The sequence below is a fragment of the Faecalibacterium sp. Marseille-Q4896 genome, from assembly GCF_017377615.1.
GTDB classification, from domain to species: domain Bacteria; phylum Bacillota; class Clostridia; order Oscillospirales; family Ruminococcaceae; genus Faecalibacterium; species Faecalibacterium taiwanense.
The window spans coordinates 20465-46865 of record NZ_JAFREG010000012.1 but is presented as its reverse complement, the minus strand read 5'-3'; the positions used below and the strand labels follow the sequence as shown (position 1 = coordinate 46865).

Below are 26401 nucleotides of genomic sequence, written 5' to 3'. Positions count from 1 at the left end.
TATTCTGATGTCTTTGGTTTTCTTATAAATCGTCTATCAGTGCGGTGCTCTTGGCGTAGGCGGTACTGCGTGCCTCAAAGAAATCGGTCTTGACCATGTTGGCGTCGGCGTACTGGCTGACCCATTCCATGCTCTCCGGTTCGCTCTCAAAGCCTGGATACAATGCGGGATAGCCAAGGCTCGTCCAGCGGAGGTTGCCGAGATAGCGGATGTAATCGCTGATCATCTGCCGGTTCAGCCCCGGGATGTCGTCGCCGATTACATAATGTCCCCATGCGATCTCCTGCTCCACGCCCTCACGCATCATCTCGCGCAGCGCTTGTACGCTCTCGGCGGTGAACAACTCCGGCTGCTCCTTTTGCAGCTCCGTGATGATATTGCGGAACAGCCACAAGTGCGTGTTCTCATCGCGGTTTATGTAGCGAATCTCCTGCGCCGAGCCGGGCATCTTCCCGTTTCGGGAGAGATTGTAGAAGAACATAAAGCCGCTGTAAAAATAGATGCCCTCCAAAATATAGTTTGCCATCATCACGCGCAGCAGCGTGGGAGCGTCCTTCCGCTCCTGAAACTCGTTGTAGCAGTCCCCAATGAAGGTGTTGCGGCGCAGCAGATGCTCGTCCGTTTTCCATTGGTAGAGGATGTCATTGCGCTCCACGGGGGAACAGATGGTGTCGAGCATATAGCTGTAGCTCTGTGAGTGGACACACTCCTGAAACGCCTGAATGGACAGGCAGAGATTGACCTCGTTGGCGGTAATGTAGGCGCCGATATTAGGCAGGTTCGCTGTCTGAATGGAATCCAAAAAGACAAGAAAACTCAGAATTTTATCGTAGGCGCTGCGCTCGGCTGACAGCAGGCGTGGATAGTCCTTCACATCCTGCGAGAGATTGATCTCCTCAGGGATCCAAAAGTTGTTCATGGCCTGCCGGTACCAGTCGCTGACCCAAGCGTACTTCATATTGTTGAAGTCGTTGAGGTTTGTGGTATTGCCGCCGATCATGCGCCGCAGGCGCACATCAGGGTCGCCCTCCGGGTTAAAGAGGGGCTTTTTCTTCAGTTCCGTCATGCTATCCTCCTTATGACGAGCAGCTTTCGCAGGCCTCGACCTCAAGGGCCTTGCTGCGGACATAGTAAATGGTCTTGACGCCGGCCCTCCACGCCTCCAAATACAGTCTGAGCACCTGACGCATGGAATAGTCGTTTGTGATATAGAGATTCATGCTCTGCGCCTGGTCAATATGTCTCTGGCGAAGGCCCGCGGCGCGTACCGACCAGCTTTGGTCGATTAGATGCGCTGCCTTATAGTACCACCATGTGTCCATAGAAAGCTCTGGAGCAACGCGGGGCAGCATGCTGCCCTTTTTTTCCTCTAAAAAGAATTTCTTCATAATTGGATCTATACCCGCCGACGTGCCGGAGAGGATAGATGTGCTGGAGGTCGGTGCGACCGCCAGCAGATAGGCGTTGCGCATTCCCTGCACCGCCACCGTTTTCGCAAGCGCCCGCCACTTTTCGGAGGTATAACCCCGCTTTTCAAAATACGCGCCCGTCTGCCAGTCGCTGCCCTCAAAGAGCGCGTAACGACTCTTTTCCCGTGCCAGAGCTGTGTCCGCCTTGACGGCGGCGTAGTTGATGAGCTCGAACACTGCGTCGGTGAAGGCAAGGTGCTTATCGCTCTCCCAGTGGATGCCGCGCTTTGCCAGCATGTGGTGGTAGCCGCTGACGCCCAGGCCGATGCTGCGGTACTTCTGATTGGTAAGCCGCGCGTATTCCAACGGGTAGAAGTTGAGGTCGATCACATTATCCAGTGCGCGGATGGCCGTTTCCACCGTGCGTTCCATATAGGCCTCGTCCTCCACCGGCAGATTACCGAGAGACAGACTCGCCAGGTTGCAGACCACAAACTCACCTGGGCGTGTGGCCGTCACCACAATTGTGTCGCCGTTCTCCGTGTGCACCTCAGTGCTGATGTGCTCGATGGGTGCCATGTTCTGCGCGATCTCCGTACAGAGATTGGAGCAATAGATCATTCCCGTGTGGCCGTTTGGGTTCATATGGTTTACACTGTCGCGATTGAAAGCGAAGGGTGTGCCGGTCTCCACTGCCGAGCGAAGCACCAGCCGCACGATGTCCTTGACGGTGACGCTGCGCTTTTCGATGCGCGGGTCATTGACGCAGTCCAGATACCGCTTCTCCCATTCTGTACCCCAGTAATCCTCCAGTGCGTAGCCCTTGACCGTGAGGATCTCATGCGGACACATGAGATGCCACGGTGCGTCTATGTTCTCCTCCGCCAGTCGCCAGAAGAGATCCGGATAGCACACGGCGGGAAACACATCATGTGCCTTCATGCGGTCGTCGCCGTTGTTGGTGCGCAGTTGAAGGAATTCCGGCAGATCCCGGTGCCATGCGTCTAAGTAAACCGCCACAGCGCCCTGCCGCATCCCCAACTGATCCACCGCCACGGCGGTGTCGTTGACCAGCCGGATCCAGCGGATAACACCGCCCGCCGCCCCTTGAAAGCCGCGGATGGTGCTGCCTGCAGCGCGCACCTTACCGAAGTACATCCCCATTCCACCGCCGAATTTAGAGACCTTTGCGAAGTTGTCCAGCGAGCGGTAGATGCCGTCCAGACTGTCCGGCACAGTGTCCACAAAGCAGCTTGAAAGCTGATGGTAGGGCTTTCGTGCGTTGGACATGGTAGGTGTCGCCATCGTGACCTCCATACGGCTGAGCATATCGTAAAAGCGTTTTACCCACCCCATGCGGTCAGAGCCTTCGTTCATAGCAAGATGCAGCGCGATACCCAAAAACATCTCCTGCGGTGTTTCCAGCGGCACGCGGCTGCGTGACTGGATCACATAGCGTTTGAGCAGCAGGTCAAGGCCGGAATAGGTGAACAGCTCGTCCCGTTCCGGGCAGAGAAAGTCCTCCGCCATGGCAATCTCCTCGTGGGTATAGTGGGCAAGGATATAGTCACCGTAGAGTCCCTTATCCGTCAGATAGCGAAGCTTGCCATAGAGGTCGCAGACGCCGCGCCCCTCCCATTCCTGTGCGTTGCGACAGCGAAAGGAGTGGTTCAGAAGCCGCGCCGCGATGAACTCCCACTTGGGTGCCTCTGCCGTAGTCAGCTCTACCGCCGCCTTGGTCAGTGCCTCAGCCCGCTCATCCTCCGTCATGCCCAGACGACAGAAACTCTCAAACTTCATTTGAAGCGCCGCGAGGGAGTAGACTTCCTCGGTAAAATCCATCTGGATGCGGCGCAGCACCTCGTCAAGCGAGTCATCCCCCACCGTCCGCGCGATGGTATGCCGGACACGGCGCAGCGCAGACCGCTTTTCGCGGTAGAGGATGTACGCCTTGGCCACCTCATAGTGTCCGCGCTCCATGAGCGTTCGCTCCACCTCGTCCTGCACACGTTCTACGGTGAGCGGCACTGTGACGGAGAGATTGTTGAGAACGGTGGCGAGGATCTCATCCATCTCTCTGCTCCCGATCTCCTTGCCCTGTCCGTCAAACGCCTTTTTCATGGCGTTGAAAATTTTCTCCTGTTGAAAGGGAACAGACTCCCCGTTTCGTTTTCTGATCTCCATTTCGATCCTCTCATCTTCTCCGGTCACTTCTCATGTCCTTTTGGGCAAAGAGCGGGCAAGCGCAGTATCACGCTTGCCCGCTCTGTTTTTGAAAGCCGGTTTTTCTGCAGCCGACGCGGCAGGGCTGTTTGTTGTCTGTTGTCTTGGTTTTGGCTTTCCTGCCAGTTATTTCATAGATTCCAGAATGGCGTCCGCCAGTGCTTCCAGCTCAGTGCGCTTGTCCGTGCCCATGGACGAGGCGAGGCTGAGCCGCTCGTTGAGCACCGTCATGTTCTTAAGCTCATTGTTGACGAATTTCTGCATGAGGTCACCGGACTTCACCGCCCATGAGCCGTTTTCAATGATGGCAAAGGTGCGGTTTTGCAGATTCAGTGCCTTCATATCCATGAGGAAGTCATGCATGGCAGGGTAGATGCCGAGGTTGTAGGTCACAGAGGCCAGGACAATGTGACTGTACTTAAACGCCTCGGAGATCAGCTGGGAGACATGAGTGGAGGACACATCGTACATCGCCACCTTGCTCATGCCCTTATCGCAGAGCGACGTCGCCAGCGCCTGCGCCGCGTTCTCCGTGTTGCCGTACATAGAGGCGTAGACGATGAGCACGCCCTGGGTCTCAGGGGCATAGCGGCTCCATGTGTCGTACTTTTCAATGAACCAGCCCAGATCCTTGCGCCACACGGGGCCGTGGAGCGGGCAGATGTACTTGATCTGATCCAAAACGCCGCCGGCCTTTTTCAGCAGGAGCTGGATGTGGGGGCCGTACTTGCCCACGATGTTGGTAAGGTAGCGACGGGCGTCGTCCAGCCAGTCCCGCTCGAAGTCCACCTCGTCGGCGAACAGCTTGCCGTCCAGCGCTCCGAAGGTGCCGAAGGCGTCGGCGGAAAAGAGGACGCCGTCGGTGACGTCGAGGGTCACCATGGCCTCCGGCCAGTGAACCATAGGCGCGCCCACAAAGGTGACGGTGTGTTTGCCGAAGGAGAAGGTGTCGCCCTCCTTCACCTCGATGCACTCATGTCCGTCCACATGGAAGCCGAACTGCCGCATGAGCATGAATGCCTTCTCGTTGGAGATCAATTTCACCTTGGGATGGCGCAGCAGGATCTCCTCGATGCAGGCGGCGTGATCCGGCTCCAGATGGTTGACCAGCAGGTAGTCCAGCTCGCGGCCATCCAGCACATACGCCAGATTTTCCAAAAGCTGGCGGCAGGCAGACCAGTCCACCGTGTCAAAGAGCACCGTCTTTTCATCCAGCAGGCAGTAGGCGTTGTAGCTTACGCCCCGGGGAATGGGAAAGCAGTTTTCAAACAGGGCCAGGCGATGGTCGTTGGCGCCCACCCAGTAGAGGTCGTTCGTTACTTTACGCACGCAATACATCTTATCTTGCCTCCTTCACGGCCTCAAGCCTTTACAAATTGATCCTTCGTCTCCGCGCACTCGGGACACACCCACTCGGCGGGAAGCTGCTCAAAGAGCGTACCGGGCGCGATCTCGCCGTCCTCGTCGCCCAACTCCGGCACATACTCGTAGCCGCAGCCGCTGCAGACGTAGCGGTCGCCGATGGGGGCGGGCTTCGGCGGCGTGGGTCGCTTCATCTTTACCATGGGCGGCGCGGGCAGCTTTTCGCCGCTATCCAGCGCGGCAGTGAGCAGGGGCAGGATCTCCTCCACATCGCCCACGATGCCGTAGTCGCAGTTCTTGAAGATAGGCGCGTTACCGTTCTTATTGATGGCCACGATGGTGGAGGCGTCCTTGATGCCCTTAAGGTGCTGGGATGCGCCGGAGATGCCGCAGGCGATGTACAGATTGCCGGTGAACTTCTGACCGGACATACCCACATAGCGGTTCAGCGGCAGATATTTGAGAGTCTCCGCCACAGGGCGGGAAGAACCGATGGCCGCGCCGGCGGCCTTGGCCAGCGACTCTACCAGTTTCATGTTCTTTTTCTCCCCGATGCCCTTGCCCGCGGAGACCACCCGTTCCGCCTGCGGGATGGGCGTATCCATAGGGATGCCCACGGAGAAGTCGTGACCATCCTTCTTCAGCGCCGCCACAAGGTCGGCCACCTGCTGGGCAGCATCCCCCTCCCGGAAGATGGTCTTTTTGCGAATGCCGGTGATGGGCGCGGGTTTCTTGGCCGCCGAACGGCTCTCGCCGCCGGAGCTCTTGCCCAGCCTGCCCAACAGATGAGAGGCGATGACCACCCGCTGGATCTCGTTAGTGCCCTCGTAGAGGGTGGTGATCTTGGCGTCGCGGTAGGCCCGTTCCACCTCCATGCCCTTGAGGTAGCCGCTGCCGCCGTGGATCTGCAAGGCATCATTGGTGACCTCCAGCGCGATGTCCGAGGCGTACATCTTCGCCATGGCGGACTCCATGCCGTAAGGCGCGTGCTGCTCCTTCAGCTCCGCCGCGGAGTAGATGAGGAACCGGGCGCAGCGCAGCTTGGTTGCCATATCCGCCAGCTTGAAGGCGATGCTCTGCTGGGCCGCGATGGGCTTGCCGAACTGGACACGCTCCTTGGAATAGCTCAACGCGTGCTCAAACGCGCCCTGGGCGATGCCCAGCGCCTGCGCGGCGATGCCGATGCGTCCGCCGTCCAGCGTGGACATGGCAATCTTGAAGCCCTCGCCCTCCTTGCCCAATAGGTTTTCCTTGGGAACCTTCACGTTGTTGAAGATCAGCTCCGCCGTGGAGGAGGAGCGAATACCCATCTTGTCATAGTGGTCGCCGAACTCAAAGCCCTTCCAGCCCTTCTCCACGATGAAAGCGGAGATGCCCCGGGTGCCGATGTCCGGCGTGGTGACGGCGAAAACCACATAGGTGTCCGCCTTAGGGGCGTTGGTAATGAAGATCTTGCCGCCGTTGAGGAGGTAGTAGTCCCCCTTATCCAGCGCCGTGGTCTCCGTGCCGCCGGCGTCGGATCCGGCGTTGGTCTCCGTAAGGCCGAAGGCGCCGATCTTCTCGCCCTTGGCCAGCGGAACCAGATATTTCTTCTTCTGCTCCTCGGTGCCATAGGCGAAAATGGGCCATGAGCCGAGGGAGACGTGGGCGGAGAGGATTACGCCCGTGCCGCCGTCCACACGGGCCAGCTCCTCCACCGCGATGGCGTAGCTCAGAGCATCAAGACCGGCACCGCCGTACTCCTTGGGGTAGGGAATGCCCATCCAGCCCAGCTTACCCAGCTTCTTGACAGCCTCCTCGGGAAACTCATTGTTCTGATCCATTAAAAATGCGAGTGGCTTGATCTCCTCCTCCGCAAAACTCCGGATCTTCGCGCGCAGCTCTTCGTGCGCCGACGTGGTTTGAAACAGCATACGGGTACCTCCTTTTAAAATTTTACAGCTTGCTTGTATCTTGGGGATCGGATCCGCCGGTCAGCAGCCTGCGCAGGCTCACGGCACGGAACGCCTCGTCCTGCTTTTGCTGCAAGGCCGCCAGCTGACAGTGGATGGCGCACCGCCCATGCTTGTCATGCCAGCGGCATTCATATCCCGGCTCCATGCAGGCGCACAGGATGCCCCGCTCCCCCACGACCACCATGAGATCGTAGAGGGAGGTCGCGTCCAGATCGCAGGACAGCTCGCAGCCGCCGAGAGCGCCGCGGCTCACCCGCACCAAATTGCCGGCGGAGAGCTTGCGCAGAATCTGGTAGGCAAACTGATTGGGGATCAATTCCGTTTCCGACATCTCGGCCACCGAATGCTTCTCCCCGTCCAGCAGCACCCGCAAAATGCGCAGCGCGTAGTCCGTCTCTTTGGTGATGATCATGCTCCACATCCTCTTTTCGCTTGCTTGTTAATACTATCATATCAATCTTGATAAATTTTGTCAAGATTATTTCAAAAAAAATATTGCTTTCATACAGACCGCCCCAGCCCGGGTCAGCTTCGCTTTCCATTCAGCGAAAAGCCATGTTCCTTACAATTATAGAAGCCGAAAAAGCTGTGCCATGGCAGTCCGCCGAAAGCAGAAAAGACTATGACTGAAAACCAGAAAGCGGAGAAATTGGTTGGGGCTCGCAGGGGTCGCCCATCCAAGGCGGATGAGGCGATCCCTGACAAGCCTAAGCCATCCAACCGAAACAAGCAATAAAGTGCGTGCTTTTCATTTTATTCATGCCGATCATTCTTGGGAGACAGTAGAAAAATTTCCATTGTTATTGACATGATGTGCGTTACAGAGTAAAGTATTCATCAAGACTGATTCGCAATAAAGAATATCATGGTCGTTCCGTGATCGAGGTCGTTATGATAAAAGGAAATGTAAAAATAGATCGCAAAAATCTCATCAGCATCCTGCAAAGCTGCCTTGTGCTGATTTTGGTGATCCTTGTCGCTCTGATGATGGTCGAGATCGGCAACCTGAAGGGCACGGCCCGCGTCATCAATTATGCCGGGCTGGTGCGCGGAGACACGCAGCGGGCGGTAAAGCTGGAGATCACAGGCACCCGAAACGATGAGTTGATCGCGTATTTAGACGATATTTTAAGCGATCTGACATCCGGGGATGGGCACTACGAATTGGTAAAGCTCAAGGACGCGGCCTATCAGGAAAGGCTGGACATCCAGAGTGCCTACTGGGAGCGGCTCAAGGCGGAGGTCGCGGCGGCCAGACAGCGTGGATATGAGAACACCCAAATCGTTGCCATGAGCGAGACCTATTTTGAAATGGCGGACGAAACGGTGTCTGCCGCGGAACACTATTCAGAAAAGATCGCCATGAAGATCCGCACTATTGAGATCCTCTCGGCACTGGATATGCTGTGCCTGGTGATCCTGATCATGCTCCAGACCGCCATGGCACTGAAAATGGCCCGGAAAAACCAACTGCTGGAGCAGAAGGCATACATCGACATCCATACCGGCCTGCCCAACAAAGGCTCCTGCGAGGAGCTTCTCAACAACAGGGAAATTCTCCGGGAGCCTACGGCCTGCGTCATATTTGACCTGAACAATCTGAAAACCGTCAACGATACGAGGGGTCATTCGGCGGGTGACCAACTGATCCTGAGCTTTGCCCGGCTTTTACGCCGGGTGATCCCGGAAAAGCATTTCGTGGGCAGATACGGCGGCGACGAATTTATGGCGGTCATTTACCATACGGACCGGCAGGAGGTGGAGGGCATACTGGACAGTCTGCGCAGGGAAGCCGACGCTGCAAACCGTGACGGCAATCAGCTTCCTCTCAGCTACGCCTACGGTTGGGCGATCTCCGCCGATTATGAAGGCTGCATCATGCAAACGCTGCTGGACAAGGCCGACTATTGCATGTACGAAAATAAGCGAGCCTACTACGCTACCCACGACCGGAGAGCGCCCAGGTCATAAGGCTCTTTTCAAACGAAAAACAGCAAGAACGAATTCGTCGCCACTATTGCGAAAAAAGCCTGGCCTGACGAAGAAAGGACAGGGAGGCGGCACTGAACGTCCACGTCGCAGTTGTGATGGAGGTACTGAAGGCTGGTGGCAGCGTGCAGTTCATTAGCTTCGTTAGCTTTGAGGTGAAGGGGTGCGCTGCCCGATCTGCCGGTTCAATGGTTTGCTGTACAGGAAACTCACCAGCAGGTACTTTACGATGAACGCTGGGGCGAGGGGCGGACGACTATCTTCTTTGCTGCACAACTGCACCATTTTCTCATACACGGACGGTAGATCCAGCACTGCCTCACATTTCCGGAGGATGGTCTCCTGCTGCATTAGATACTCGATTAATCCGCCAAGCTGATCTGGCCATTGCTGTAACGATACATAGCTGCCCTCCAGGTACAAGGTTTTTGCTGGATTTTTTCCAGTTCTCTTGCTCCAATTATACCACAGATTGGCCTCTATAGATTGAAATATAAGGCTTTTTCTTTTATTCAGTGCATATTAAGTTAGGATGTGCAGTAGATGCTCCATTTTAGCGTTTATCTGGAGATTGCCAAAGGATAAATAGAAGCAGTATTATGATGAGCAGCTTGCCGCAGAAAAACAGCGCACCGAGCGGGTGACCAAGCGCATTTTGACCGAGGAAGAAATGTCGGCTCTGTCCGATCGGCTGATGCAGGTCACCAAGGGCATGACCATCACGGTGCGGTACTTCAAGGAGGATACCGCCCACCCGGAGATTCCCGCAGTGGGCAACTACGTCACCCTGACTGGCAAGGCAGACCGCATCGACCCGGTGTTCCGCACCTTGCAGGTGGGCGACACCGTAGTGCCCTTTGAAGATCTGGTGGAGGTCAGTGGGGAGGGTATCATGGAGATCGACCAATATCTCGGCATCTCCGAGGAATAAAAAACGCTGGGAGAAATCTCCCAGCGCAAGCAGCCCTAATCACGGTACCGATATGTGCCAAGCCAAAGCGGACCCAGCACCCACAACCAAGGCAGTGAAACCGTTCTCGTCACTTTTAATACCGTAAGCACCAGCGTTAAAGCAAATAAGAGGGTCATTGCAATTATTTCGGAACGGTCAGGTTTCTTCTCCATACGCAGATCACCTAGAAAGTCCGGTCACATCTGAGAAATAGTATAAAAGTCAGTATGCTTCATCCGGTTCGGTAGGTGCTGCGGTAATATCACGGTAGAAAGTGGCCCATGCAGCTTCCTCATAGGGGCGTACAAAAAAGAAGCCAATGCTCAATGGAATTGTCAGCAGAAGAAAAAGAGAAATCGCCATAGCCTCTGAACCGGTGAAATATTTGAGAACCAGAAAACCCCCGGCATACAGTGGCAACGAACAGAGCAGCTCCCAGCCAATGAAGCTGAAATCCAGACAGAACAGCCGCCATTTGTTGCCGTCCATAATCCGCCGGGATTCTGTGATTGCTTCATTTGCAGTCAACGAAGGATGCTCGGACATGATGTAAGGTGTCATCGCATAGCTGTATGTTTTCACGATTCCCGGAATCACCAACAGCAGCGACCAGAGGGCGATGTACAGACCCTGCAGGAATTTCATGCAGAAGCCATCCCACAGACGGTCTTTCTGAGAGAACAAGTCCGAGATGGCAGCATCCTTTCCATCTACAAGGTTCAGATTAAAATGAGCATATCCCAGTTGAACTGCACCGCCCACGATCAGTTGGAGGATTGCCCACAGACCAATGCCGACAAGCAAAACAGCAAGCAGCCGACCGCCGTTTGGCTGGGCGAACAGGTTAAAATGAATGTCCTTTGCCTGATTGGAATTGGAAACGACACTGTTGGAACTGCTCACAATGGTAGCACCGAGCGCACTGGCGGCAATACCTGTCAGAACAGCAGTTTTCCATTTTCCGCGCAGAGCATCGAGAGCGAGCATACGATAGTCGGCAGATATTTTCATAAAAGCAACCTCCTGTCTGAAAATGGCAAGTATGTGTGAAAAGGAATATGATATGCCACTTTAATTTAGATACGTTTGAAACGCTGAAAAAATTGCAGCATGAATGAAAAAGAGGCTGTTGCACCGGCTTTTATCCGTGTGCAACAGCCCCTTCCTTTACTTCAGCAGCTTGTCCAGTTCATCATATTGCATTACTGGAGCTTTGCAAGGATTTCTTCAGCCGTCATACCGCTGGCAAGCAGCTTCTTCAGTACATCTTCTGCTTCGCCCTTCTTTGCTTCTTCTGCTGCCTTTGCTTCGGCGGCAGCTTTTTTGTTTTCGGCTTTGGCAAGTTCCTTGGTGGCGGCTTTCAATTCTGCTTTCTTGGCTTTCAGCTGCGTCTTCAGATCATCGAGATTTGCAGTCAGCGCAGCAACCTCAGATTCGATTTTTTCCTTTTCGGCGGTCTTTTCTGCAACGACGGCTGCATAATCAACGTTGGCATTTACAATACGGGTCTTATTCTTGCTTCCCTTGGGTCTTGCCATAATAATTTCCTCCCATACAGTGAAATAATTTGATACTTACAAGTATATTCCAAATAGTCAGAATTGCAATAGGTAACCTGAGCTGTTTTCAACTGCTACTGTGCCACATCAGAAGGTAGGGCTTCATAATGGCAAGATACTTATCGCGTGCAGAACTTTCGTGCATATGCTTCTTGAGAATCCATCTAGTGAATACCGACACCCTCCATGATCTTTTCTATCCAATTTGTGGAAGAATCATTTTTCTCACTAAATGACCCCAAATAATGTGACGAACTCTCAACCTCTATTATTACACCATCCGGCATTCTGTATTTTTCTAAACTGAGATTCAAACCTTTAAGTGGGATTGTTCTAGCCAGTTGAGGGATAGAAACTGTATGGAGAATATCAATTTTTGATAAACCTCTATACGTTTCTGTCTTTTCGGCTTCACTTAGCAACCGTTCTGCATACTGATTTGAAATAACCTGTATGCGAAATTGTTCTTTTTCATCCTCGGTCATCTCAAGTGGAACGCCGTGCAATGTGTCTACAATATAGGACGAAATTTTAGCGAAGTGCTCGTCAAAATCAGTGGTATTCAAATTTTCTTCCTGATTCACTTCACTCTGCATGTACGGTCACCTCACTTTCCTTTTTTTTAGGCATAAACCAATAAAACATAACACAAAATGCTAAAGCAAACACAACACCAAAAACATTTTGACTCACTCTAAGACTAACCGCTCCTTGTAGTCCATATGTCTCTGCAGCAATGGCTAAAGCACCAAATGTGTTAAATACTGCCTGCCAGCCATATTGTGCTGAAAATCCTACACCGATTCCACCAAGAATTCCTATATATGCATAGATTGACGAAGGAAGCAGAAAATATAATACTGTAAAACATATAACACCTGCAATATTTCCGACAATCCTTTTACGGACTCTGTAGTGCATATCTTCCATAGACGGCAAAATCACGGACATGGCCGCAATACCAGCCCACATTGCACGTGGCATATTACAAAGTTCTGCAATGCAAAGGACAATCGGTACGCATAAAATCTGACATATCTGCCATTTTGTTCTGGAAGAAGTGATATCAAATTCTTGTATCAGATCTTTCAGATTTCTTTTATAAGTTCTGTTTTTATGATTTCGATAAAATACGAAGCAGGTAAGTGCTGCACCTAAAGCCATTCCGACTAATCGCATCTGATAGCTTTTTCCCGTAACATCATAACCATATAGCAGCAGATACCCAAGAACCAATGTAGATTGATTAAACATGAATGGATTATGGCATCCGAACAGAATCAACACAGCCAGTGCCGCAATATTTAACAGCATTCCCAATACCGGTGAAAACTGATTTGCTAAATGCGGACATACAGTCATAATTACAAAGAACAAAGCCAAAAGCATCGTAGATTGTCCGGTGTGGATCCCCAGATCCGCATTCCTAAACACCATGAGACATAATAAGACTACTACACCTACAATGCTGTTCTCATTTCCAAATAGGATGCTGAAAATACTAACAAAGAAAAAACAAAATGCCATTGTAGCAGCTATCTTCACCAGATATACCCACATATGATATAGTTTTTCTTTTAGTGTTTCACTCTTTTTCAACAGGTTTTTAGAACCTGCCTGATTTAACTGCAACTCCTGATAAAATGTCATATAAATCCTCCCATCTTCTAATTTATCTTAAAACTAGATAATCTCATCTTTCTGCTTTGGCAGCTCTATAACAAATCTGCATCCACCATATTCACGGTTTTCTGCTTTGATTGTTCCTCCGGCACTATCTACAATCCGTTTTACAAGTGCAAGACCTAGGCCATTTCCTTCTGCTTTATGAGATCCATCTACCTGATAGAACTTGTCAAATATTCTGGATTTTACATCATCCTCTATTCCTGGTCCTTCATCTTCCAGAATGAACTTAACAGAATCCTGTTCTTGTTTCAGAAACATCGTAATTGTCCCCTTTGAAGGGCTGAACTTAATCGCATTATCTAAAAGATTTATCCAGATATGCATAAAAAGTCCTTCATTCGCAGTATATTTAACTTCCTCCAATTCTACCTGAAAACCAATTTCTTTTTCTGTCCATTTTGTTTCCAATGAAAGAACTGCCTGGCGGATCTGTTCATCCAGACGATATTCTGTTTTTTTCATTGGTATATTCTGATTCTCTAACTTGGATAACAGCAAAATATTACCAACCAATCCGGAAAGTCTTTGGGTGTTAAATAAGATTTTTTCTACATATTCCTCTTGATCCGGAGACAGTTCTTCTCCCTGAAGCAGCATTGTATATCCTTCAATGGCATTAATCGGGGTCTTAAACTCATGAGAAACATCAGATACAAAATCCATCTGCAGCACCTCTGTTGCACGAAGTTCTTTTGTCATAACGTTAAAACTTTGATAAGATTCTCCAACTTCTGCTATACGGCTGTTCGTTTCCAAATGCTGTTCAAAATCTCCCCGAGAAACTTCCTTCATTGCTTTACTAAGTCTTGTAATTGGTTCCAGTAACTTTGCATTAATAAAGGAAGTGATCAGCCCTGCAATCAATGTATTGAAAATCAAAAGCCAGCCAAGCACAGGTATGCTGCCCGGCAGATTAAAAAAATGATTCAAAAAAGCAAATAATAACGCAGATATGACTGTTGAAAATACAAGTGCCAGCCAGATTGCACCAGTCAGACAGGATCGGATCCGCAATCCTTTTTCTTTCTTTTGTTCCATTATTTTTTCACCACCTTGTATCCAATTCCACGCATTGTTACGATTTCAAAATCAGGGTTATCTTTCAAACGCTCCCTGATTCTTCCTATATGTACCTCTATCGTATGTGGGTCTGCCTCCGTCTCGTATCCCCATACTTCATCCATCAACTGTTGTTTTGTAAATATTCTGCCTGGCGAAGCTGCAAGCTTATATAAAAGCAGGAATTCTTTTTTAGGCAAAACAAGACTTTCCTTATCAGTTGTAACCGTCATTGCATCATAATCAAACTCTGTTGAACCGATCACAATTTTGTGTTCATTCAGTATCTGTGCACGGCGAAGCAGTGCTCCGACTCTTAAAACCATTTCATTCACATTTACCGGTTTTACCATATAATCGTCACTTCCCGAAAGAAATCCCTGGCGCATATCATCAAAGGAACCTTTCGCAGTGATCATAAGTACAGGTATCTGATATCCTGCTGAACGGAGTTCCGACACCAGTTCATAACCATCCATAACCGGCATCATAATATCAGAAATGATCAGATCAATATATTCCTTAACCAATACTTCTAATGCCTGTGCTCCATCCGATGCACTTTTGACTTGATATCCATTCTTCTCAAGCACTTTTTGGAATAGCTGGCTTAATTCTTTATCATCTTCTACAATCAATATTTGAAACACGTTTTCCTTCCTCCTTATTAAAACAGATACCTTGCCCATCCAAGCAGATGCTGTACCAAAAATATTTTTCTCTGACGTTTCTTTGTTAATTCGATTGGCTCTACATGATATGGATCACGATAGGTTCCATCTTCCAATACCTGGCGGGACACTCTTTCATATTCCATCATGCCCTCTTCCAACTGTTTATTAATATCTTTACTGCGAATTACAAGCATCAGTTCCGTATCCAGATATGCACTTCTCATGTCCATATTAAAGGAACCGATTACAGACAGATCATCGTCAATCAGAATACTTTTTCCGTGGTATGAATAACCGCCTTCATATTCCCAGATATTAATTCCTGTACTTAAGATTCTATTTCTGTTTTTCGCATAATCGGCAGCCCCAAATGGATTCCCATTATTCGCAACTGAATTTGTCATGATAGAAAAATCTGAAACGTTCTCTGCAATCTCCTCCCATGTATTATACATCATATCATTACAGATAATATATGGCGTGTGGATCTTCACACGATTTTTTGCATTTTTCATCAATTCTCCCAACTGATACCACACTACTGGTTCTTTGGAACCTGTGTGAATAGGATTTGACACTAATGCAATCTTTTCTGTCTCAAAAGTTTCGTCCGTGTAATCGGTATCGCAGATTCTTTCCTTATTCTCTTCAAAATATTTCTGATAGCCGTTCTTCAGCTCTAAAACTGCGTTCTTTACAGATTTTCTATTTGCCAGTTTTTTATTGTCATGAAAATAATCACTGTCTTCTTGTTCCCATATCGTTTCAAAATACTCTAACAACTGGTTAACTGAATTTTCTTTCTCAGGTTCATCGCAAACCACTAACACGTCTCTGTCATAGTTCTTATGTCCCGGAAAATCACCCAGGAAATAATTGTATGTATTTCTTCCCCCAAGAATATATCTCTTTCCATCTGCAATCAAATATTTATCATGCATTCTACCCATTATTTTCCACGGTTTCAACGGATTGGCCTTATTATACAGTTTAATTTCAACATTCTCATGGGAAGATAATCCATAGAAATACGGATTTCCTTCCATATCAATCCAGCTCTCCATTCCATCTACTAACAGACGAATATGTACACCTCTGTCTGCCGCATCATGCAGTGCTCCTAAGATCAATTTTCCACTTTCATCGGATTGAAATGCAAAAGTAGAAAGAATAATTTCCTTTTTTGCATTCTTGATCAAACGCACTCTTTGTAAAAGCGCTTCTGGATTCTTTTCTATGATTACTGCCCGTTCTGTATTTTCACTGCATTTGTTCCATGACCCATTTTTTGTTTCTTTTTTGGTTGTATTGGACACTTCCGGCTGCTTTTTATATGCAACGCAGATTCCGAGCAATTCATAAAAAGCCACACATAAAAAAATTGCCAGTATAACAAGAAGGATTTTACATATTTTATGCTTTTTCATTGTACATCACCTGATTCCTTTTTATTTCTTATTCTTATTCATTAGCAATACAATACAATAGAAAACTCAATTTAACCTCAACAAGGTTTGTTTTTTCATCCATGCAAAATCTTCTTTGTACAACAGACTGTTAGATATAGCAAAAACGGCCTTTCAAAAACAGTTAACGTCTAAATCAACTGTTTTTTGAAAGGTCGTTTCATCAGATTCTTATAGCAATCCAGCAAATAATCTCATAAATAATTGTCCCAGTCGCAAATATGCACTTCGTCCGGTTTGATATTGGTCTGTCACATCACGACATTCTCCCATCGTTCTTATCAGATCATTTTTTATTTCCACAACTGCCTGACAATCTGCCATAAAACAGCCGTTTTCAAAATGGTGATATAAACTTCGATAATCCAAATTAATTGTTCCACAAGTTGCCATACAGTCATCTGCCACACTCATTTTTGCATGACAGAAACCAGGAGTCCACTCATAAACACGAACACCATGTTTAACTAATCCATGATAAAAAGAACGAGTTACATTATAAATGAATTTTTTATCAGGGATACCAGGTGTGATAATTCTTACGTCTACCCCTCGCTTAGCAGCCAGACATAACGCATGCGTCATTTCATCTGTTATGATTAGATATGGAGTCATAAACCAACAATATTTTTCAGCTTTATTTATCATACTGATATAAACTTCTTCTCCGACCTGCTCATTATCCATAGGACTGTCTGCATAAGGCTGAACAAAACCTGTTTGCTGTGCTTTATAATCGTAATGAATAATGTATTTACTAAAATCAGTATCATTCGTAGCTTTTTCACTAACAGCATTCCACATTTCTAAAAATGTCACTGTAAGCGACTGAACAGCATCTCCTTCTAAACGAATACCTGTATCTTTCCACTGTCCATACGGGTGTGTGTAATTAAAATATTCGTTTGCTAGATTATATCCACCTGTAAATCCGACTTTTCCATCAATAACTGTTATTTTTCTATGATCACGATTGTTCAAAAACAGATTTAAACCTGGCATAAACGGATTGAATACACGGCAATGAATTCCTATTGTCTCCATTTTTTTCACAAAATCTGTGTTAATAAAGCCTATAGAACCCATGTCATCGTAGAATACTCTAACTTCCACACCTGCTTTTACTCGCTCTTCCAGAACATCTTGAATCTTATGCCATGCTTCAGCGTCTTCTATCGCATGATATTCCATAAAGATAAACTTTTGTGCTTTCTCCAAATCCTTAAGCTGTGCCTCTAATCCTTTCACTGCTTCATCAAAATACACAATATCCGTATTCTGATAGATTGGATACTGCGAATTTCTTTGTATGTAACTTGCTATATTTCCTGCTTTCGGAATTGTTTCTTTTATTCTGCTCAAACACTCCTGACTGTCCGGAAGCATTGGTAACAATTTGCTATCAATTTCTGCATACCGCTCACGCATTTTATGTGTGCCACCATTCAAACCAATCAACAAATACAGGCCTACACCCATAATTGGGAAAATTAGAATTAAGATGACCCAAGGCATTTTCATAGAGGATGTCTTATTTGATGCGTACAATCCCAAAACCAAGATCCCACTCAAAATCCTTGTAAATAAATTTATGACTTCTGCATATTCATTCAAGCGTGTTACGATAGTAATAATAAAAATCACTTCCAGAAGAATGCAGATTATGGAAAAACACAGCCGTTTTACCCCATTTTTTGTTTTTGCTTTGCCCTCTAAAGTATCTTGTTTCATATATATTCCGCCTTCCTACTTGCTCAGTTTTCTCCCTAAATTTCGTGGAACATACCAATTTTGTCTTTTATTCTCTGCATTTCATTACACCGGACTGGATAAGTTTGGTGCGGATGTCCTCATACAGTGAAATAATTTGATACTTACAAGTATATTCCAAATAGTCAGAATTGCAATAGGTAACCTGAGCTGTTTTCAACTGCCAAGGCAAATCTTATTCGGTATGCCCGAAGATCGTCGCAAATGTATTCCTTCAATGGTAACAATCATGGAGATTAGTGTTTATCTGGAGATTACCAAAGGATAAATAGAAGCAGTATTAAAGCCGTTCACCACGCAGATTTTCCAGCGTGGCGAACGGCTTTTTTGCTGCCCCTATATTTACAGGTAGGAGGAATCGAAGAAGTCTTTTAATGTAATTCCCAAACCCTGACAAATTCTTTCAATCGTCTCTACGCTTAACTGCCCTCCTCGACGGGCAGTACTTTGGATTGTGGAGTACGATATCCCGCATTTTTTGTCAACACACATAGATTCATATCACGCTCTTGCATCAAATCCTGAACACGCTTGATCGTATCCACGAAAATCCCTCCCATCTTTTTAGTTCAAAACTTTTCCAACAACCTCGAATCTTTGCTCTGGAGATATAAGGATCGGTGAATATTTGGTGTTAAGAGAAACCAAAACCGGTTGGTTATGCACCACGCCATAGCTGTCGGTAAAGAACTCTGCTTGAGACTTATCTGGGGTATGTTCATCGTATTTTTTCAGATATCCACAGTCATCATATACGAATATACCGATATCCCCGCATTCAAGTTCTTCGCAGCGCTTCACCCATACGATTTGTCCGTCATGATAACGCGGCTCCATACTATCGCCACTAACGTATATCCCAAACTCAGTCCCTGCCGGAACGCTACTGGCAGGCACCTGTATCTGTTGAAACATTTCACCTTCAAGAAAAGCTCCTAGACCTGCCGATACTGGCAACTCTGATACTGGCATCGTTATGCAGTCGATTTTCGCAGGCTCTTCCGTGCCTGGCTGGTAGCGCCGAGATGCAATCAAGTCCATTTCGTACTCGGCGACTTTTTTTTGCCCGATGGCATTTAGAAGGGCGGGTTTCTGAAAGGTCTTTGTAAAGTAGGAAGGTCCTTCCTTGATGTTCAATGCGTGGCAGATCGCAACCAGTTGGTAGATGCTGGGAGTGGTGTATCCCGTCTCCCTTAATTAAAGATATTGTTGGGTAAAAAAGAAAGGTCAGTCGATTTTGCCGATGAAGCGGTAGTAGATTTCTACTTCCTGCTCACGGCTTCCGTCCTCGCCCTTGACAGCTTCGTGGACGGTTATTTTTTCAATTAGAGTGTTCAGAAGTTCGGCGGTCAGCTCCACAGGGTTGACATACTGTTTCATCAGGGCAATCCACTTTTCAGCATCCGCTGCGGTCTGTACGGCGGCTTCCATCGTTTCGTGAAGCTGTCTTATTTTTGTTTCAAGCTCCTTTTGCTCGTTCTGGTACTTCTCGGACAGCATATTGAAGTTATACTCGGTTATGCGTCCGGCAGACCAGTCCTCATACATTTTAGCAAACAGCCCGTCAACCTCGGCTTTACGCTTCTCTGCCTTTTTCAGCTCCGCAGCCTGCTTTTTCTTCGCAGAGTTTCTTTCCCTGTCGCTGGCATTGAGCAGGCGTTTCAGCAGCTTGTCCTCGTCTTTCTGTGCCAGCATAGACCAGTATTGCAGTCTTGCAAGCACATAGGCATACAGTACATCATAGCGGATATAGTGCATGGAACACTGGCGTAATCCCTGCCCGTTCTTGCTGCAATGGTAGTACCCGTATGGGTTCTTATTCTGCTTGTTTTCCCCATAGGCTAAAGACCATCCGCAGTCTGCACATTTTATCAATCCTGCGAAAATCTGTGTCGTACCGTTTCTGCGTTTCCTGCGTCTGCTTGCAATCAGCTCCTGAACTTTTTGGAACACTTCTTCAGAAATGATGGCTTCGTGGGTATTTTCCACACGATACCATTCTTCCTGCGGCTTCCGCACCTTTTTCTTGTTCTTGAATGAAATGTTGCTCTGCTTGTTGTGAATGCTGTGACCGATGTAGGTTTCCTCTTTCAAAATGCTCTTGACCTGTGCTATCGTCCACGCATAGGCTTTTTCTGCGGGCGCACCGGCGTAGATATTGGCGAAAGTCCCGTATCTTTCATAGTTCAGCCAGCCGGGGGTAGGTACTTTTTCCTCCACCAGAATCCGTGTAATGCTGGCGGCTCCACGCCCGTGTACAGCAAGGTCAAAAATCTTCTCTACAATCCAGCGTGTTTCCGGGTCGATCAGAAGATGACCTTTTTTGTCCGGGTCTTTTACATAGCCCAGCGGTGCATAGGCTCCATAGTGTGCGCCATTGGCAAATCTTGTGTGCATGGCAGCCTTGACCTTTTTGCTGGTCTGTCGGGCGTGCATTTCATTCAGGATGTTTAAGAACGGTGCAAGCTCGCTTTCTCCGTTGATGGTGTCCACATTGTCATTGATGGCAATGTAGCGTACTCCCTTGCTGGGGAAATAGATTTCCGTGTACTGACCGGTCAGGATATAGTTTCTTCCCAGACGGGATAAGTCCTTTGTGACAACGCAGTTGATTTTCCCGTCTTCGATGTCATCAATCATCCTTTGGAAACTTGGACGCTCGAAATTTGTCCCACTCCATCCGTCGTCAATGTACTCGTCTACAACGGTCAGCCCATGCTCTGCGGCATACTGTCTAAGCATCATGCGCTGGGTCTGGATACTGCCGCTTTCCCCCTGTAATTCATCGTCACGGCTCAATCTCAAATATAGTGCAGTGTTATAAATCGTTGTATTGTATGGTTGTTTCACGGTTAAAAATCCTCCTTCTAAAAGAAACAACCCACGCTTATACAATACTCGCTGGTACAAGTATATCATAAGCGTGGGCTGATTGACAGTCGTTATTCCGTATTTTTTCAGGAAGCGGCGGCAGCGTGCTGGATCACATCTTCCAGCAGGCTGTCAAGCGGCTTCCCATCCTGTGCGAAATGCTCCGATACCTTGATACGGACTTTCCCCATGACAAAATACTGGGTGCCGTCTTTTTCGGTAAGCAGGGTGCCGCTGTTTTTGTTATTGCTCTCGTTTTTGCTTTTTGCCATAGGCAGTTACCTCCATAAATGAAATATGCCCGACAAGGGAATGTCAGACAGGTGTACAGCCGCAGACTGTCTCCGTGTCAACCAAACCGTGTCAACCGGCAGAAAAGACTTTGAAAACAATCCATAGGCGCTCTATTATTACTTTTTACTTTTTCTTTGATTTCTTGGTTGACATGGTTGACAAAGGAGAGAAATGCCCCAAATATCAGGCTTTTCCCCGTCAACCGGCTGTCAACCAAAGCGTCAACCAAACTGTCAACCGGTGGCTTTTCAGAATGGAAGTTCCATTTGCCGGGCTTCTTCTTCCGTGATTTCCTGAAAACCGTCCCCCTCCGGCGGAGCTTGGTTGACACGCTCCCAGCCTTTTTGAGAACCGTATTTCTTATACCGCTTCGGGCTTTTGTAGGCTACCCAGCCCTGTATGATGCCGCCCGCAATGCCGGTATTCATAATCTCGCAGATTGCCCGTGTCTCCCAGTCTGCCGGGGAATTTAAGTTCCCCAGCGCTTCCTCATAAAGCTGCTTGGAACATACCCTGTCGCCGGTGTAGTCCTCCAAATAGGCGTAGATCATGCCGGCCTGTGTGTCTTCCTGCATAAAGTCCTGCTGGTGGGCGTTCAGGTATCGGTTCATTTCTATGCTGAATGACAGCTTATACTTCCCACTGCGATAAACCGTCATGGCTTCCGCCCACATCTGTTCGATATACGCCCTCGCCGCCGCTTCATCGTCCAGTATGTGAACCTCCGCCCGTTCCGGGTACACCGTCACGGGGAGAAAGCGCCGGTTGCCGGTGCGGTCACGGGGCAAAAAGTCCTGCCGGTTGGTCGTCCCTCCAAATACACATTGCCGCAGCCGGTCTGCCGGATGTGTCTCATACGGCACTTTGTAGGTTTCTTTCTGGCGGCTTAAGAATGACTTGATTTCCTCAATACTCTTGGCGTTGGCTGTGGCAATCATCTCCGACATCTCGATAATCCAATGCCCTTGCAGCTTGCGGTACACATTTTCATCGTCCAGCTTTTTCAAATCGTCTGAAAACCATTCGTCCCTGCCTGCCAGCAGCCGGAAAAAGGTAGATTTCCCGGCTCCCTGACCACCAACCAGACAGAGCATGACCTCAAACTTGCTCCCCGGTCTGAATACCCGCCGGATGGCTCCCATCAGGAACAGTTTCAAGGCTTCATAGGTGTATTCGTCCGTATCGGCTCCCAGAAAGTGATGCAGGGCGTAACGGATGCGCTCTGTGCCGTCCCATTGCAGGCTGTTCAGGTAATCCCTGACTGGATGGTAGCGGTTTTCATTGGCAACAATCTTGATGGCGCTCTGCACCTTTTTCTCGCTGGTAAGCCCGTAATTTTCTTCCAGATACAAAAGCAGGTAGTTCATGTCCATGTCGGTCAGCGTGGTACTGGTGCGCTCCCAGCCCAGCGGCTTCACAATGTCAATCTGCTCCGTCAAAAGGTTCAGGCGCAGCGCCCCGCGAAACAGAGGGTCACGCTGGAACACCGTCAGGCAGTTTCGGATGCTGTTCTTCACGCCGCCTTTCTGCGTCCCCTCTAATGTTTCCCGGATTTCTGCCGGTGTCTGCGCCGGTTCCATTGTGTCCATCGTCCTTTTGACCGCTTCCTGCGTTTCCGGCGGCAAGCTCTGAAATTCGCTGTTCAAGCCGCAACACCTCCTTTCCCTGTGCGGCGATCAATGCCGCTTTTTCTTCTATTTCTCCGTATAACAAAATATCCAAAAGGTATTCTGTGTAGCTTATCCTCTGCAACGCTTCCACAAAAAGAGGATGCCAGATGGCATCCTGCGGCTGTGGGGCGTGTGCTGTTTTCCAATGCTCCAGCAGGCGCAGATAATCGCATAGCACCCGGAAACAATACCGTTCCGTTTCCTGAAATCTCTGCTCCGCTGATTTTTGTCGGGGCTGTGACCTGTTGTGACGCTTCCTATCTGGCGGCGCATTGCCGGATTTCTCATAGGAAACGCCGAAGTTCTCCGCAAGCCTGACCGCAGCTTCCCGTTTCCCCAATCCATGCAGCAAAGCGGCAAAGTCGATCACATCCCCGGAAGCCCCGCAGCCGAAGCAGTAAAAGCGGCTGTCCACTTTCATGCTGGGCGTGCGGTCATTGTGGAATGGACAGCAGACCATGCCGTTTCTCCCCACCCGGATTCCATAGAATGAAGCAGCCTGCCGGGTGGTAACAGACTGTTTCACCGCTTCAAATACATTCAAATGCTCCCTCCATAAAAATACTGGTAGCGGTAAAGCTGCCGGTTATATCATAGCTCCATCTCATGTTTCTTTCTCTGTACTGCCTGTGGCTGCTCCCTCCGGCGCAGTGCGGTATCTACGGCGTTCTGCACCTGCCGTAGCCGTATGACTTCCTCCCGGAGTGGCTTGTGCTGCGGAGACAGTTCGGCATACTCTGTTTTTAACTGTGCGTATTCCTGTTTCCATGCTTTCAGGGCAATGGGTTTTCCGTCCAGTTTTTCTTTCAAAATACGGCGGGCGGCATAAAACAGCCGTAACTCCGCATCGTGGGATGTTTCAAATTTCTCCCTCTGTTTCTTAAACTTGATATTGTTCAATTCCGTATGAACAGGTTTTAGCCGCTGGTAATTCTCGCCCTCCCGTATCAATTCCTGCAATTCCTTTATCCGGGCAGATTTCTTTTTCATGGAGTCGCTTAACGCTTCAAATTCTTCGTTGACAGAGGAAAGACGCTCCTGCAAATCCTCTAATGTGAGCAGCTTGTTTTCCGTCAGATAATTGACGGCTTCGGCAAACTGCTTTAAGTTTCCGGTTCTGGCTTTATTGCTCCATGCCCCTGCGTTGCGCTGGTTGTAATAAGCGATCAACAGGTCGGCAAGGCTCGGTGTCTGCGGTTTGGAAAGTTCTTCTTTTACCTCTGCCATCCAGACAAACAGGGCTTTGATCTTCTTCCTCACATCCTGCATGAGCCGGTTGGTGGCTTTAATCCAGCGGTTCAGTTCCCCTTTCTCGGTGCGGATGCCCTTTGCTTCCATCTGCCGGACATTAGCTCCCTCGTGGACAGTAGGTATCAGGTCAAGCCCCTGCCGCACATAGGAACGGTGGTCGATACGCACATCCAGCCCTTTTTCCTCAAATTTTGTATTAACGGCAGCCGCCCACTGCTCCCGCCAGTGTTCCAGCGTTTCCGGCTCATGCCAGTCTGTTGTATGGACAGCGTTAAACATATAATCGCCGTTTTTATCCCGGATTCGGTTTCCATCTTCATCAAGAAGATATTCCCGACGCTGTTTTTGTCCCCATGTGCCATCCGGGTTCAAAGGGCGCATGGTTGTCATCACATGAAAATGCGGGTTAGGGATGCCGCCGTCCTCTTTCTCCGGGCTGTGAAAAGCAAGGTCGGCAATCATGCCTTTTGTCACAAACTGCTCCTGTACGAACTTCCTCGCCAGCTCCATGTTTTCTTCCAGCGTCAATTCATTCTGCATGGCAATATCAAAGGAATAGGCAAGCTGTGCTTTTGGATGTTTCTCGCAGTTCTCCACAGCATTCCAGAGGGTCGCCCGGTCAAGATATATTTCCGGCGCATGGGGCGGCAGCATGATTTCCGAAGCGATCACGCCGCCCTTTTTGGTGTAGTCGCTGACTTCTCCATAGTAGCTGCTGTAAAGACGCTCCCCGGCTCGATAGGCTGCGCTGGCAATGGCGCTCTGACCGGCGCTGCGCTTGATCTGTGCGATTGAAAAATGATAAAGTGCTATCCTTAGTCACCGCCTTTCTCCTGCCCGGAAATACGGGCGTGGTTCTCTGTGGCAGACCGGATGAAATGCTCCGCCTGCGGCAGATTCAAAATGCTTTCCATGAGGGAATAAAATTCCGCTTCGGATAGCTCCTTTGTCTGTGGTGCAATGCTCTCAATAGCTGCCCCACGGGTAATCAGCCGGTGCGTCCTCTGTTTCCGGGAACCGCTTTCCAGATACGCCTGCCGGTTTTTCAAACGCTGCATTTTCCGTTTTTCCTGTTCCAGCAGGACAGTGGTTTTTTCATATTCCTGCTTCAACTGTTCCAAAGATTTTTCCATGTTCTCACATCCTTTGCTGATAAGATAAAGAAAGACCATCCGCAGACAGTCCGTGTGTCAGTGCTTCTATAAAACCCGATGAAAAGGGAAAACCGCAGAGCGGATTTCTCTTTGCGGCGGGTACACAGGGGATAGCCGCTTTAGCGGCGCAAGGGGGTGTAGCCACCTTGTCGGAGCGAAGCGAACGCAGACCTCGGATTGCTGATTTTATCAGCGGCAGAGGTAAGCTCCGCAGGACGCACGATACATGGTCTTTAGACTATGTATAGAAGTGCGCCCTTAGTTCCTAAGGGATTTTGCCGTTTCCGGCAGTCTTGTCCTTTTTCTTGGAACGCTTGGAAAGATACTTCGGGCAGTCAACCACAACCGCCCGGAAGCTCTGTTTACATTCGTGCTGGCATTTCCGGCACAGTTCGTTGTAAGTGATACGGCTGCGGTCATTTAAGAAGAAAGACCATTCCAGCCGCCGCTTGTTGCTCATTCTTGCCATAACCGGCTCCTTCCTCCGTTTCTATCTGATGTACGCAGATAGGCTGTTTTGGCGTAGCGTTTCGGTATCATTTTTAAGGTTTTTCCCTCTGTATGCCCCTTTGGAAAGTGCGGCGGTATTGCAGTCAGGGGATAATACCTCACGCTTATTTGTCGCTTCCCGGTACGGTTTCAGAGCCTTTTGCCATCCATTCAAAGAAAGCAATTTTGCTGACCTTGATAAGCCTGCCCCTGCGGAACGCCGGAAAGCTGGGGGTGTGTACCAGCTCATAGGCGCTCGCTCTTGAAATTCCCATAATCCGCTGGATGTCCGCCACATCCAGAACCAGAGGTAAATCCTCGTAGCTGTTCAATCTCTTTTTATCGTTCATTCTGTTCCTCCCATAAATCAAATAGGTTAAAATGCTTCCTGTTGCCGTTCTCCCCCAAAGCCGTTTTCCTGCCCCATTCCTGCGGTGTTTCCCTGCATTGGTGCGCCGGATGCGTCACTTCTCCTGCCGGTCATATCCCTTTTGGACGGTCATTCACTTGTCAAGGTACTGTGTGGTACGAAATTACCAACTACAATCATCATAGCGGACCATCA

General features: G+C 48.9%; 26 protein-coding genes. 2 read left to right on the top strand and 24 right to left on the bottom strand.

Annotated features, from left to right (window positions below; all coding sequences use genetic code 11):
- Positions 1-22: 22 nt before the first annotated feature.
- The 5 genes from J3348_RS13420 to J3348_RS13400 form a co-directional block, all read right to left on the bottom strand.
- A complete protein-coding gene (locus J3348_RS13420) occupies positions 23-1066 on the bottom strand; it encodes a ribonucleotide-diphosphate reductase subunit beta (protein ID WP_005946381.1) in 1044 nt (347 codons plus the stop codon).
- Positions 1067-1076: 10 nt separating this feature from the next.
- Entirely contained in the window at positions 1077-3593 is a 2517-nt protein-coding gene (locus J3348_RS13415) for a ribonucleoside-diphosphate reductase subunit alpha (RefSeq protein ID WP_207699152.1), read from the bottom strand.
- Between the two features lie 165 nt (positions 3594-3758).
- The gene (locus J3348_RS13410; protein ID WP_005946385.1) at positions 3759-4970 is read right to left on the bottom strand and encodes an FprA family A-type flavoprotein; all 1212 of its coding nucleotides are present in this window, start codon (positions 4968-4970) and stop codon (positions 3759-3761) included.
- A gap of 23 nt (positions 4971-4993) precedes the next feature.
- Entirely contained in the window at positions 4994-6907 is a 1914-nt protein-coding gene (locus tag J3348_RS13405) for an acyl-CoA dehydrogenase family protein (protein WP_005946387.1), read from the bottom strand.
- Between the two features lie 22 nt (positions 6908-6929).
- Positions 6930-7361: an Rrf2 family transcriptional regulator gene (locus tag J3348_RS13400; RefSeq protein ID WP_044954298.1), complete on the bottom strand. Its 432-nt coding sequence runs from the start codon at positions 7359-7361 to the stop codon at positions 6930-6932.
- A 479-nt stretch (positions 7362-7840) separates the two neighbouring features.
- Here J3348_RS13400 and J3348_RS13395 point away from each other — a divergent pair, with 479 nt between their 5' ends.
- Positions 7841-8920: a diguanylate cyclase gene (locus tag J3348_RS13395; RefSeq protein WP_154261245.1), complete on the top strand. Its 1080-nt coding sequence runs from the start codon at positions 7841-7843 to the stop codon at positions 8918-8920.
- A 673-nt stretch (positions 8921-9593) separates the two neighbouring features.
- The gene (locus J3348_RS13390; RefSeq protein WP_242703004.1) at positions 9594-9869 is read left to right on the top strand and encodes a hypothetical protein; all 276 of its coding nucleotides are present in this window, start codon (positions 9594-9596) and stop codon (positions 9867-9869) included.
- A 243-nt stretch (positions 9870-10112) separates the two neighbouring features.
- On the opposite strand, the gene J3348_RS13385 is transcribed toward J3348_RS13390, so the two are convergent.
- The 19 genes from J3348_RS13385 to J3348_RS13300 all read right to left on the bottom strand — a co-directional run bounded on the left by J3348_RS13385 (position 10113) and on the right by J3348_RS13300 (position 26186).
- Positions 10113-10901 carry a DUF975 family protein gene (locus J3348_RS13385; protein WP_207699151.1) on the bottom strand — a complete coding sequence of 263 codons (789 nt, stop codon included), beginning with the start codon at positions 10899-10901 and terminating at the stop codon, positions 10113-10115.
- Between the two features lie 191 nt (positions 10902-11092).
- Complete coding sequence (locus J3348_RS13380) at positions 11093-11428, bottom strand: hypothetical protein (protein WP_207699150.1); 336 nt, start codon at positions 11426-11428, stop codon at positions 11093-11095.
- Positions 11429-11613: 185 nt separating this feature from the next.
- Positions 11614-12045, bottom strand: a complete 432-nt coding sequence (locus J3348_RS13375) for a hypothetical protein (RefSeq protein WP_005921183.1) — start codon at positions 12043-12045, stop codon at positions 11614-11616.
- Positions 12035-13099: an FUSC family protein gene (locus J3348_RS13370; RefSeq protein WP_207699149.1), complete on the bottom strand. Its 1065-nt coding sequence runs from the start codon at positions 13097-13099 to the stop codon at positions 12035-12037. Before J3348_RS13370 ends, J3348_RS13375 begins: the two co-directional genes overlap by 11 nt.
- Before the next feature lie 33 nt (positions 13100-13132).
- Positions 13133-14176 carry a HAMP domain-containing sensor histidine kinase gene (locus J3348_RS13365; RefSeq protein ID WP_005929825.1) on the bottom strand — a complete coding sequence of 348 codons (1044 nt, stop codon included), beginning with the start codon at positions 14174-14176 and terminating at the stop codon, positions 13133-13135.
- On the bottom strand, positions 14176-14886 hold the full coding sequence (locus J3348_RS13360) for a response regulator transcription factor (RefSeq protein WP_005946428.1): 711 nt from the start codon (positions 14884-14886) through the stop codon (positions 14176-14178). Before J3348_RS13360 ends, J3348_RS13365 begins: the two co-directional genes overlap by 1 nt.
- The gene (locus tag J3348_RS13355) at positions 14865-16298 is read right to left on the bottom strand and encodes a phospholipase D family protein (protein ID WP_207699148.1); all 1434 of its coding nucleotides are present in this window, start codon (positions 16296-16298) and stop codon (positions 14865-14867) included. Before J3348_RS13355 ends, J3348_RS13360 begins: the two co-directional genes overlap by 22 nt.
- A gap of 210 nt (positions 16299-16508) precedes the next feature.
- Complete coding sequence (gene cls, locus J3348_RS13350; RefSeq protein ID WP_005921174.1) at positions 16509-18068, bottom strand: cardiolipin synthase; 1560 nt, start codon at positions 18066-18068, stop codon at positions 16509-16511.
- A gap of 381 nt (positions 18069-18449) precedes the next feature.
- Positions 18450-18560: a hypothetical protein gene (locus tag J3348_RS14485; RefSeq protein WP_347565391.1), complete on the bottom strand. Its 111-nt coding sequence runs from the start codon at positions 18558-18560 to the stop codon at positions 18450-18452.
- Complete coding sequence (locus tag J3348_RS14430) at positions 18527-18652, bottom strand: hypothetical protein (protein ID WP_278251705.1); 126 nt, start codon at positions 18650-18652, stop codon at positions 18527-18529. The genes J3348_RS14485 and J3348_RS14430 overlap by 34 nt, the downstream gene beginning before the upstream one ends.
- Before the next feature lie 19 nt (positions 18653-18671).
- A complete protein-coding gene (locus J3348_RS13340) occupies positions 18672-19244 on the bottom strand; it encodes a S24 family peptidase (protein WP_242703003.1) in 573 nt (190 codons plus the stop codon).
- A gap of 90 nt (positions 19245-19334) precedes the next feature.
- Positions 19335-20957: a recombinase family protein gene (locus J3348_RS13335; RefSeq protein WP_008791695.1), complete on the bottom strand. Its 1623-nt coding sequence runs from the start codon at positions 20955-20957 to the stop codon at positions 19335-19337.
- Between the two features lie 107 nt (positions 20958-21064).
- A complete protein-coding gene (locus J3348_RS13330) occupies positions 21065-21250 on the bottom strand; it encodes a hypothetical protein (protein WP_004849804.1) in 186 nt (61 codons plus the stop codon).
- A gap of 270 nt (positions 21251-21520) precedes the next feature.
- The gene (locus tag J3348_RS13325; protein ID WP_115714955.1) at positions 21521-22861 is read right to left on the bottom strand and encodes a virulence-associated E family protein; all 1341 of its coding nucleotides are present in this window, start codon (positions 22859-22861) and stop codon (positions 21521-21523) included.
- Positions 22746-23486 (bottom strand): CHC2 zinc finger domain-containing protein, encoded by a 741-nt coding sequence (locus tag J3348_RS13320; RefSeq protein WP_115714956.1) that lies wholly within the window; start codon positions 23484-23486, stop codon positions 22746-22748. The genes J3348_RS13325 and J3348_RS13320 overlap by 116 nt, the downstream gene beginning before the upstream one ends.
- Before the next feature lie 47 nt (positions 23487-23533).
- On the bottom strand, positions 23534-24949 hold the full coding sequence (mobQ, locus tag J3348_RS13315) for a MobQ family relaxase (protein WP_085953783.1): 1416 nt from the start codon (positions 24947-24949) through the stop codon (positions 23534-23536).
- 59 nt (positions 24950-25008) lie between these two features.
- Positions 25009-25326, bottom strand: coding sequence for a DUF3847 domain-containing protein (locus J3348_RS13310; RefSeq protein WP_008816380.1), 318 nt, complete (start codon positions 25324-25326; stop codon positions 25009-25011).
- A 286-nt stretch (positions 25327-25612) separates the two neighbouring features.
- Positions 25613-25816 carry a hypothetical protein gene (locus J3348_RS13305; protein ID WP_004614949.1) on the bottom strand — a complete coding sequence of 68 codons (204 nt, stop codon included), beginning with the start codon at positions 25814-25816 and terminating at the stop codon, positions 25613-25615.
- A gap of 145 nt (positions 25817-25961) precedes the next feature.
- Entirely contained in the window at positions 25962-26186 is a 225-nt protein-coding gene (locus J3348_RS13300; RefSeq protein WP_110104245.1) for a helix-turn-helix domain-containing protein, read from the bottom strand.
- Between the last annotated feature and the right edge of the window lie 215 nt (positions 26187-26401).